Genomic DNA, 10,797 nt, shown 5'->3' on the forward strand with positions numbered 1-10,797 from the left:
CTCCCATTTTAATTGAACTATCTTTTTGATTATAATTATTATTAACAAACGGCATCATATTTTGTACGTACAAAAATACCGAATGTTTTAAAAAACTTCCGCCTTTCTGTTATATCTATCTTCTCTTGCATAAATATCTTTTAATAATTAATCTGTCTGCAGATTTTATTTGTATTTACAAACTTTTTTTGTATATTTTGTGTCTTGATGCATACAGATAAAAATAATAAAAATGGAAAACAATGAAACATGGATTAAAAAAAAGTTTTGCCCGTTCTATCAAACCGGTTGAGACTGAAGAACCAATAGATCTTTTTATATTCAGGCCAATCGGCCTGATGCTAGTAATGATTTTAAAAGATTTACCAATATCTCCGAACGTAATTACTGTATTCTCATCTATTACAGGATTAGCTTCAGGTTATTTCTTTGCTCAGGCAACACCTTTATCTGCCATGCAAGGAGCATTTTTTTTAATCCTTACGAATATTCTGGACTGCACAGACGGCCAGCTTGCCCGGTTCAGGGGCACAAGTTCAAGGCTCGGTAAAACACTTGACGGTATAGGCGATAGTGTAACTTACTTTTCCATAACTGCAGGGGTTACTATCAGCATGATTCACAACAGCAGCATACAGCCGTGGCTATTGTGGGTGTTTGCCGTGATTGCACTTATAAATGAAGTCATACACATACATCTTTTTGATCATTTTAAAAACGAATTAATCTTCTATTCAATACCGGAATACCATGAAAAACTTGAAAGTATTGAATCATTAAAAAACCATAAAAAAACCCCGGAATATATTGCCTCAAGTAAAATACACAAATTTTCCTTTTCAGCATATTTAATCTATTATATAATAGAAGAGACTCTGTCTATGCTTGCACACCCCAAAAATTACAAAGGCTTTCTCGGATGGTATGAAACAGATTCAATAACACCGGAGGAAGTTAAGCAATCATTCCGGAAGAATTACCTCCAATACAATAATCTGATGGTCAGAGGATGGAGCCTCCTCGGTGCAACAGCACATATTTCAGTATTTATTATTGCAGGGCTTCTTAACCGTTTGGACCTTGTATTTTGGGTTATATGTGTTCCTTTTAATATATGGCTTGTTTTTTTAATAATTGCCCAAAGAACTATTTTCCATTATGAATTGAGGAATGCTGATAAAATAATTTCAGGTTAATCAGCTTCCTGCAGTTCCTCTGGTTTTTTTACCAGAATATCTGAAAAATACTTTGCAGTTACAAAACCGCCTAATATTGCTGTTAAAAACTGGTAGAAGAAGCGCCACAGAAGTACAGCAACTCCAAGAAGATATTTTGGCACTGCTCCTGCAAAAATAATTACAAATATCACTTCTCCCAATCCGGATGTACCCGGAGTAGGCATAAACACAATAAGAAACAGCAACAATGCACTTAAAGCAAATCCTTTAACATAAGGCAATGATATTCCCAAACCGCTGAATATTGCCCACAGCATTGCAACCTGAGTCAGATACATCATTCCGCTTAAAAATGTCCCGGCTGTAAAATAACCAAACCCCGTACCAAAAAACTGCCGGAAACTGGCACGTGCAACTAATATCTCTCTTGATGATTTTTCAATGAAATTTTTCTTATCTTTAATAATATGCAGTCGTTTAAGTATGTGTGCCGCCATACCTGCAAATTTAATGACTATATTCGGGCGTAAAAGTCCGGCGACTGCAATGAAACCAAATGCTATAAAAAGTCCGCCGGTAATCAGAAATATTATTCTGAGGCTCTGTATACTCGTAATTAACCGCCCGAAAAACAGCAGAGAAAAAATGGCTCCAGAAAACACAAACAACGCCATTGTCAGAACTCTTGTTATTACTACTGAAGTGCCCTTGCCGCTTGATATACCCTCTTTCCTCAATACATAAACCATAAAAGGCTGGCCGCCAAAGCTGAATGGTGTAATTAAATTGAAAAATACAATTAATGCGGACAATTTGACAGCTTCAAAAAATTTAATTGTTTCGCCTGTTCCTTTAACAAAAAATAACAGCCTTAAGCCATCAATAAATAATTCGGTAAAATACAGGCCTATGACTAACAACAGATATCTGATATCTATTGATTTAACAGCCTTGTATGTTTCACTGTTTGCAGTAAACAGAAAAATCAATACAATTGTAATAAAACTCAGCCCTAAAAAAATGAGCAGTCTTCGCATGTTCAGGGATAATTTCATTCTTGGCCTGTAAAATATGTTTTTATAATCTCCTGAGCTCTTTGATAATCATCAGGAGTGTCAATTTCAATGCATTTATAGGGAGAGATATCTAATCCAAAAAGCTCCTCTCCTTTATCAATCACTGCCTGGAATGAAAGTTCATAAAATTCATTCGCGCCTGATTTATAATTAATACTTATATCAAGCTCATTAAATAATTCAGTTCCGAATGATGCACTGAATTTCTCTATTCCGATTGATTCTCCGTTTGAAGATTCAATGTTCAGTTCCTTGCTTATTTTACGCACTAATCCGAAACTATCTAATTTCACTTTCATATCTTCGGCAAATATATCTCCTTCTGTTCTTACAGAAAGAATGTCTTTGTGTTTGTCATCCAATACTTTTTGAATAATATGCCGGTCAAAAACTATATCTGCATCAAGCAGTAAAAACTGTCCGTATATTGAATCCTTTGCCAGCCACAAAGAGTAGCTGTTATTGGTAGTTGAATATTTATCATTATGTATCCACTTGACATTCAAACCGGGAAAATGTTTAAGCACATGTTCCTTTAACTGATCACTTTCAAATCCTGTAACTATGACAAATTCATTCAAACCGGCCCAAATCAAATTTCGGAGTGTAAAATCCAAAATGGTTTTGCCGTCAGACAGAGGTAAAAGGCACTTGGGTTTTGAATTAGTTAACGGCTTTAATCTTTTTGATTCCCCTGCTGCAAGAATAACAACCTGCATTATTTAGTCCCGTAATTTAATAGTACAATAAACCTCTGCTTAAAATAAATTTTTCTAAGCTACAACATAGGGAGCAAATATACAAGAAATTTTATTTGTAATTTTTAAAAAAAACCTTGAGTTATTTAAAAAAATGAATTAAATTTATCGTCTTTAAAAATAACGTAGGAAATGGTAGTACCAATAATAATTGTAAAATTGGACTTTTGACCGGGGATCAGATAATTATGCAGAAAATACTTCTAAATAAAAACGAAAACAAATACGGGCCTTCTCAAAAATGTCTCGACACACTGACTAATGCAAAAATAAATGATTTAACCGATTATACGAGAGATGACAACAACACTCTGCGTACCAAACTGTCGGAAAGATTCAATGTCCCTGTTGAGCAGATAATTCTCGGCTATGGTTCAGAAGATCTGATTCACCGCATATTTGATACATTTCTGCAGCCGCAGGATAAAGTATTGCTATGCAGCCACGGCTGGTACTACTATTGTAACCTATGCAAAAAAAGAAACATGCAGCAGCACCATTATCATCTCTACAGGCAAAAGGACAATTATATTTATAATTATGATGAACTTCATAACCAGTTTAATGAAATAAAACCCAAATTAACCATAATCGGTTCCCCGACAAATCCTACAGGTACATGTTTCAGCACTTCCGAATTTGAGAAAACGATTGCAAATGTCCGGGATGATCAGATTCTTTTCTATGATATTGCCTACTACGGGTTTTCAAAAGAAGATGACCCACCCATTGCAGAATGGATTAAAAATTCTAAAAATCTGGTTATCACAAGCTCCTTCTCAAAATATTTTGCTCTCGCAGGAGTGAGAATAGGTTATGCATTTATAAGCAGCAATTTAATCGATAAATTTATGCCAAGCAAGAGACTCCTCGGGTTCAGTCAAATCCTGGAGAATGTAGCAATAGCTGCACTTGATTCTGAAGATTACTACTCGGATATAGCAGCAAAAATTGGCAATGACCGCAAGGCAATTATCCAAAAAATTAACTCCATACCCGGATTCACTGCATTTGATTCCAAAGCAAATTTTATCCTTGCGGAGTACCCTAAAGAGGTGAGGGAACTCTTTGAGCAGGAACTTGACAAAAAAAATGTCCTGATTAAATTTATCTCAGGCGAGCCATTATTCCAGAATATGGTAAGGATAAGCATAGGCACACAAGAGCATACAAAACTGCTTCTCGAAGCATTGGACAATCTGTCATATATTCTGGAAAAAAATTATGCTGACAGTATTGAAGCTTCTGTTATTGAATAGACATAATCTTTTCGCTTTCAGTAATACAGCCTTATTATAATACTGACAGCAACGGTTATCATCATTTATAACTTGGAAATATTAAACTGCCGCTGTTTTCTTTGTAACAAAAATAAAATCCATAAACCGTTTCAGCCACACAGCAATTGCTGCTAAGATCAGACGTGGAATTGTAATCCACCATGCTGAAACTCCTATAGCAACAAAAAGCATAGTATCTTCCAATAAAGAGTGTGAAATCGCAACATGATAATTTAAAAGGTTCACATTATCACGGGATATCTTTCCCCGCTTTACATAATCCAACATCACACCCGACCCGTATGCAAGGCCCAGAGTATTGGCAATAATCCAGAGAAATGCTGCCTGATATGGAACGCCAAGGATCAAGAGAGGATATTTTAAAATACTGGAAAGGAATTCCGTAACACCGAACTCTTCCAGAATTCGCTGCAGTATCATGAGCAGAGTAATAAGTATCATAATTTTGATACAGAGATGTAAAATCCCAACAGCCCATATTTGCAATTCAATCATAAAGCCGCTGCCTGCTGAAATTGTACTCTTAACAACTGTTTCTGGCAGTTGTAATGAATCTGAAGGAAGAAATTTATTAAGTGCCACTGCGCCTGCAAAACTCGCAGAAAGCCTTAGTATAATCATCTTTAATGCAGATGAGCCTGTTTTTTTCTGAACCATGCTCTCTACAGGCAAATTGTGAGAAATGAGACACATTAGTGCGAGAATAGTTACAATACGTCCTGTAAGGCCAAGAGTTTGTATTACGGCTATACTTGAATAGACATTTAAAAAACAGGCAGTTGCAAAAACTATTGCAGATTCTCCGGGCAACCCTGCAAAAGCGAATGCAGGAGCAAAGAACTGTGCAATAACTTCAAGTACACCTGTTATTTTGAGAATAAATACTAAAAAAGAGACCGGAACAGTAATTGATAACAGCCAAACACCTGTTTTAAGTGCAGGCGGCATGGCATCTTTAACGCATAAACGTAATCGTTCCTGCCATTTTGTGATATTTACAGCATCCGGTTCGTGCTCAGTATTTTGTTCCATTCAAACCCCGTATCACATTACAAATACATATAACAAAACATTTTCAATCCGGATTAATAACTTCCTTTTTCTGCAACAACCTTTACAGATTTTGAAGGCCTGCTTTCCATACCAGTACCGATTATCAATTTCCCTCTGCCGATGACTTGAGTAATTGAATAAAAATAGTCCTGTCCCTGTTTTACAGATTCGTCAATATAGCTTGATTTAAAAACAGTTGCAAATCTTTTTCTGGTTAAAAGAGAATCAAAAGAATCAGATGTATCTCTGTAAACAGCATAATAGTCTGCGCCTTGCGTTGCATTCCACCTCAGATGGACATACTTATTATGATCAACCGATGCTGAAAGGCCGGAAGGGCTTTTTAGTAAAGTATTTTTTCGAATAATTATTCTTATCCCGTGTTTATTTTTTTGTATATCCTGAGAAAAGGCAATATAAATTTTATCATCAAAACTTTTTACAATTGGATACATACAGTTTCCCTGTGCATTCTTAAGGGGTCTTTCGTCTTCCCATGTAACCCCATTGTTGTAACTCCGGATAATTGATATCCCTTTCGGCCACATATCCTGAAAAACAGCAAACATAGAACCACTGCCTGTTTTTACAATTCCCGGAAATGTACCCTCCATACCTGTATTAAAAGGTAAAGACCATGTATGCCCCCCGTCTTTGGAGATACTCTCATATATAAAACCCTGCGAGTCCCTGCTCTGCATAAGGCAGAGAAAATCTTTTTCCCCTGTCTCGATAATTGAAGGATTTTCCAAGTTGAAACTATCCGTACTATCTCCCGAAAATATATCAACTCTGCGCCAGGTCTCACCCCTGTCTTCGGACAGAAGAGCACCGACATAGGATGCTACATCTCCGGAAGCAGCAGATACACCCACAAAAAGATCTCCGTTTTCAGCCTCAAGAATCCCTCCTGAAACATTCAGGCTGCTCTTTTCTCCTGCCGGAATCATACGAGGGGCTGTAAATGTCACTCCATTATCAAATGACTCTATAAGGAAAATACCGATCGGGATATCACTTCCTTTTTTATCATCACGTCTCGATTGATTAAACACAATGATAACCAGCCCATCCTTTAACCGGCACACTACCGGATTATAGCATTTCCATCCGCTTTTTACAAGTACGCCGGGTTTTGACCATCCAGCTATACCGGACTTTGATTTGCACATCAAAATTTCCGATTCGGCGCTCCTTTCATTATGTTCCGTAAAAACTACAAAAATTTTACCGTCTCCCAATTTGATAAAATCCAGATGGCCCATATTGTTATCGGATTCAATAACTGTGGCCACTTTCTCCGTATCAATTTTATATAATTCTTTAATTTTTCCGCATCCAGCAAATAAAACTGCGAAAAACAAAACCATAATATATTTTATTCTCATAATACCTCCAAAAATATTTTTTTGCAACTATTTTTCTCTCTTAAGTGTCTATATATATGAAGAGGAAAAAACAAGGAGAAAAAATGTTAACAACAATTATCGCCATAGTATTCATCGTACTTCTTCTGGCATGGGGAGCTCCTGTAAAACAAAAATCAGTATAAGCATCAAAAGTTCAATTTTAATACCGCTGTGCCCAGAATGCATCTTTAAAATGTTTTATTGATACACTGCTTTTTTGGAAAACAACTGCAATTACATCAAATCTGTAATCTTCAACATCAGGGTTCTGAGATCCAATATATCGCTCAGCAATCCTGGCAATCTGGCGCTGTTTTTTCATACTTACCCTTTCTTCGGGATTTCCAAACTCCAGGCCATTGCTGCTTTTTACTTCTACAAAAACAATAGTATCATGTTCACGAGCTATTATGTCTATCTCTCCATGGCCGGAACGAAAATTTTTACATACAATCTTGTAGCCAAGCTTTTCTAAAAATTTTACAGCTTCGAATTCTCCTCTTCCTCCTGTAACAAGATTCCTTCCGTTGTTCGTCATAAGTTCCCCCATCCTCCGATTTTGAATGATCTTCTGTGAATCGGGCACATACCGAATTTTTTAACTGACAGAACGTGTTCTTTTGTGCCGTAACCTTTATGTTTGTTAAATCCATATTCCGGATATATTTTATGAAATTCCATCATCATTCTGTCACGTGTTACCTTTGCAATAATTGATGCTGCCGCAATAGAGAATGATAGAGAATCTCCCCTGATAATGGGTTTCTGAGGCCATAAAACATCAGGTATTGCTCTTCCGTCCACAAGCAGAAAAAGAGGCGATGCACTTAATTCGGAAACAGCAATACGCATGGCCTTGTAGGTGGCCTGCAGAATATTTATCCTGTCAATTTCCTCTGAGTCAACAACTCCTACACCTATTGAAAGGGCTCTCTCTTTTATTATTTGAAATATTTCTTCTCTCTTTTTCGGTGTCAGTTTTTTTGAGTCGTTAACTCCGGTAAAAAAAACATCTTTGGGAAAAACGACTGCAGATGCTACAACAGGCCCTGCAAGAGGGCCTCTTCCGGCCTCATCTATTCCCGCTGCATAACTGCCTTTCAGCCAGACCTCCCGATCATAAATCAGCATCTTCTCTATTCGTTCGATTTCCAAAGCTTCAGACAGCATATTTGAATCTACCCCTGTTTAATAATTATTTCATCAACAAACAGCCATCCCTTATTACCTGCTCCGGGATGCCACTTGGGAATATCCCCTATATTCTGAGCCCTGACTCTTACGTATCTTGTTTTTAAATTCCTGAACTTCTTAACAATGTCCTTTACAATTACTCCCTCTTCGTCTTCAGGGACATTACTCTTTAATTCCGCAGCTTTTGAAAAATGACTGCCGTCATCTGATACAAAAATATCAACTTTCTTCGGCATCCATATCCACGACCGCTGATTCTGCAGGAATCCGGCCCCTATTTCAGTTACTGCTTTGACTTTTCCGAGATCCACAACAGCATCAAGGTTCCTGCCGGAATAGCCCTGCCACATTCCTGTCATAAAATCATTGCCGCCGCGCAGTTGGTCAATAAGCCCCTCTTTCCCTCCTGCTGTATACTGATTATCATATTTCGTATTAAGAATAATTTTCCAGTTATGATTAATCTTTAAAAATTTTGATGTAACACAAAAACTGAAACCCCATCCGCTTAAATAGGAAACCATTTTAATTGTTGTTGTTTTTTTAAGAATAATAGGTTTTTTGTATATCTTTGAGTTTTTTGTCGGATAAGATCCGTCAAGAGTGTAATAAATTACTGCATTTGTATCGGGTGCTGCAAACTCTGCAATTGTTGAATTTCTGAATGTCCGATCCCCTCTTTTCACATACGGGACTCTTGTTATAAGCTCATCATTGATGCCTGAAACCGGCCTCTGCCCCTTTCCGGATCCCCATTTGTGATCAGGCTTTCCCGACATTGTAAATGACAGCACCCCTCCGTTCATAATATCATTATGACTTATAAACGATTTTGAATACTCTTTCCCGTTAAGCACTGCAGATGTTATATAAAAGTTCTTTCCTGGTAAATTTTCCGCTTCAACAGTAAAAATTTTTCCGTTTTCAAGATGAATCACAGCTTTTTTAAAAACCGGAGTGCCGATTGCATAAACCGTGCTGCCCGGTGTAACAGGATAAAACCCGAGAGCACTTAGTACATACCATGCAGACATCTGGCCGCAGTCTTCATTTCCGCTTAAACCGTCAGGCTCGTCTCTGTACATTTCAGAAAGTATCTTATGCACTATCTGCTGAGTTTTCCATGGTTTTCCTGCATAATCATACAGATACGCAATATGGTGGCTCGGTTCATTCCCGTGAGCATACTGCCCTATCAGCCCGGTAATATCAGGCTGTTCTCTTCCACTCAGTTTTGTTTTTGCAGAAAACAGGCCGTCAAGCTTCTTTGAAAAAAGCTCATCACTTCCATAGAGGGATATAAGGCCATTTACATCCTGAGGCACAAAAAACGAATACTGCCACGAATTACCTTCTGTAAAATTAAAATTTACTTCTGCAGGATCAAAAGGGGAACTCCACATTCCATTCATTCGTGCACGCATAAAATGCGTCTGCAGATCAAATATATTTTTATAATACTGAGCCCTTTTTGTGTAAACTCTGTAATCATCATCTCTGGCAAGTGCTTTTGCCATCTGTGCAATACACCAGTCATCGTAGGAGTATTCCAGAGTCTTTGATACAGATTCTCTGTCCGCATCATAAGGGATATATCCCTGTTTTATATAAGCATCAATTCCGAAACGTTTTTGTCTGCTGCTTGCTTTCATAGCTTCAAAAGCAAGATCAGTATCAAAATTTTTAATGCCCTTTACAAAAGCATCTGTAATTACCGGTACTGCATGATAACCTATCATGCAATGAGTGTAATTGCCTGCAAGTTCCCACATCGGCAGATAACCGCCGTTTTTGTATTGATTCAGAAAAGTTTTTATAAAATCCAATGTTCTTTTCTGCTGAATAATTGTAAACAGGGGATGCTCGGCACGGAATGTATCCCACAAAGAGAATATTGTATAATTTGTAAAGTTCTCTGCATAATGGATTTTATTATCCGTACCGCGATATCTTCTGTCAACATCCATGAATAAGTTAGGAGCACTAAAAGAGTGATATAGCGCAGTGTAGAAAATAGTTTTATTCTTTCTAGAATTGTCTTCAACTTCAATTACATTCAATGCTTTGTTCCATGCATTCTCTGCATCTGATTTGACTTTCTCAAAATCCCATCCCGAAATTTCAGCATCAAGATTTTTTCTTGCGCCATCAATATCAACTGCTGAAATTCCAACTTTGACAAGCAGAGGCCCGCTGCCGAGAGAGTCGAAATGCAGTATTGTCTTGATATTTTTCCCCTTTGCTGTTTTATAATTGCCGCATAGCGAATCATTTAAAAATATTTCAGAATTTGAAAACGGCCGTGAAAAACGGGCAACAAAATAAACATATTGATCGTCTGCCCACGATGATGATTCCCGGAACCCTTCGATCTCACCGCTGCTGACAATTTTTATTCCGGACTTTAAGACCCTGTCACGATGCTTAAGATCAATCAAAACACCTGGCTTTGCGTCTCTCGGGAAAAAATATCTGTGGAATCCCGCCCTTTTTGCAGCTGTCAGATCAACTTTTATTTTGTAATCATCAAGAAAAACCGAATAAAAACCGGGAGATGCTTTTTCGCGTCTATGTGAAAATCTCGAACCGTATCCCGAATCAGGGGAACCTTTATATCCGCTGTCAAGATGTTCATTACCGGTAAAAGGCATGAAAAGGATATCACATAAATCAGGAATACCTGTTCCGCTTAAATGAGTGTGGCTGAACCCGTAAATAACATTATCAGAATAATGATAGCCGGAACATCCGTCCCATCCTGTCAGCCTTGTATCAGGGCCTAACTGTACACTTCCGAACGGAACTGCTGCACCGGGATAAGTATGCCC

9 protein-coding genes are annotated in these 10,797 nt (G+C 37.6%); 2 read left to right on the plus strand and 7 right to left on the minus strand.

The window, feature by feature from the left end; all coding sequences use genetic code 11:
• The first annotated feature begins 242 nt into the window (after positions 1-242).
• Positions 243-1,196 carry a CDP-alcohol phosphatidyltransferase family protein gene (locus J7K93_04410; protein MCD6116236.1) on the plus strand — a complete coding sequence of 318 codons (954 nt, stop codon included), beginning with the start codon at positions 243-245 and terminating at the stop codon, positions 1,194-1,196.
• On the opposite strand, the gene J7K93_04415 is transcribed toward J7K93_04410, so the two are convergent.
• Complete coding sequence (locus tag J7K93_04415; GenBank protein MCD6116237.1) at positions 1,193-2,233, minus strand: flippase-like domain-containing protein; 1,041 nt, start codon at positions 2,231-2,233, stop codon at positions 1,193-1,195. The two genes, J7K93_04410 and J7K93_04415, sit on opposite strands and share 4 nt — an antisense overlap.
• A complete protein-coding gene (locus tag J7K93_04420; GenBank protein MCD6116238.1) occupies positions 2,230-2,973 on the minus strand; it encodes a phosphocholine cytidylyltransferase family protein in 744 nt (247 codons plus the stop codon). The genes J7K93_04415 and J7K93_04420 overlap by 4 nt, the downstream gene beginning before the upstream one ends.
• A gap of 227 nt (positions 2,974-3,200) precedes the next feature.
• Between J7K93_04420 and J7K93_04425 the strand changes: the two genes are divergently transcribed.
• Positions 3,201-4,271 carry an aminotransferase class I/II-fold pyridoxal phosphate-dependent enzyme gene (locus tag J7K93_04425; GenBank protein MCD6116239.1) on the plus strand — a complete coding sequence of 357 codons (1,071 nt, stop codon included), beginning with the start codon at positions 3,201-3,203 and terminating at the stop codon, positions 4,269-4,271.
• Between the two features lie 81 nt (positions 4,272-4,352).
• Here J7K93_04425 and J7K93_04430 read toward each other — a convergent pair whose 3' ends face one another.
• From J7K93_04430 to J7K93_04450, 5 genes are all read right to left on the minus strand, one after another.
• Complete coding sequence (locus J7K93_04430; protein ID MCD6116240.1) at positions 4,353-5,345, minus strand: nucleoside recognition protein; 993 nt, start codon at positions 5,343-5,345, stop codon at positions 4,353-4,355.
• A 53-nt stretch (positions 5,346-5,398) separates the two neighbouring features.
• A complete protein-coding gene (locus J7K93_04435) occupies positions 5,399-6,754 on the minus strand; it encodes an exo-alpha-sialidase (protein ID MCD6116241.1) in 1,356 nt (451 codons plus the stop codon).
• 181 nt (positions 6,755-6,935) lie between these two features.
• A complete protein-coding gene (locus J7K93_04440; protein MCD6116242.1) occupies positions 6,936-7,313 on the minus strand; it encodes a YraN family protein in 378 nt (125 codons plus the stop codon).
• Complete coding sequence (locus J7K93_04445; protein MCD6116243.1) at positions 7,310-7,945, minus strand: ribonuclease HII; 636 nt, start codon at positions 7,943-7,945, stop codon at positions 7,310-7,312. Before J7K93_04445 ends, J7K93_04440 begins: the two co-directional genes overlap by 4 nt.
• Positions 7,946-7,953: 8 nt before the next feature.
• A partial coding sequence (locus tag J7K93_04450; protein MCD6116244.1) for a GH92 family glycosyl hydrolase occupies positions 7,954-10,797 on the minus strand: 2,844 nt, incomplete at its 5' end.

The sequence above is a fragment of the bacterium genome (assembly GCA_021158245.1).
GTDB lineage: Bacteria > Zhuqueibacterota > QNDG01 > QNDG01 > QNDG01 > QNDG01.

Excerpts from the sequence above, each read along its gene's own strand:
- J7K93_04410 (MCD6116236.1), top strand. The coding sequence starts at position 243 with ATGAAACATGGATTAAAAAAAAGTTTTGCCCGTTCTATCAAACCGGTT.
- J7K93_04415 (MCD6116237.1), bottom strand. The coding sequence starts at position 2,233 with ATGAAATTATCCCTGAACATGCGAAGACTGCTCATTTTTTTAGGGCTG.
- J7K93_04420 (MCD6116238.1), bottom strand. The coding sequence starts at position 2,973 with ATGCAGGTTGTTATTCTTGCAGCAGGGGAATCAAAAAGATTAAAGCCG.
- J7K93_04425 (MCD6116239.1), top strand. The coding sequence starts at position 3,201 with ATGCAGAAAATACTTCTAAATAAAAACGAAAACAAATACGGGCCTTCT.
- J7K93_04430 (MCD6116240.1), bottom strand. The coding sequence starts at position 5,345 with ATGGAACAAAATACTGAGCACGAACCGGATGCTGTAAATATCACAAAA.
- J7K93_04435 (MCD6116241.1), bottom strand. The coding sequence starts at position 6,754 with ATGAGAATAAAATATATTATGGTTTTGTTTTTCGCAGTTTTATTTGCT.
- J7K93_04440 (MCD6116242.1), bottom strand. The coding sequence starts at position 7,313 with ATGACGAACAACGGAAGGAATCTTGTTACAGGAGGAAGAGGAGAATTC.
- J7K93_04445 (MCD6116243.1), bottom strand. The coding sequence starts at position 7,945 with ATGCTGTCTGAAGCTTTGGAAATCGAACGAATAGAGAAGATGCTGATT.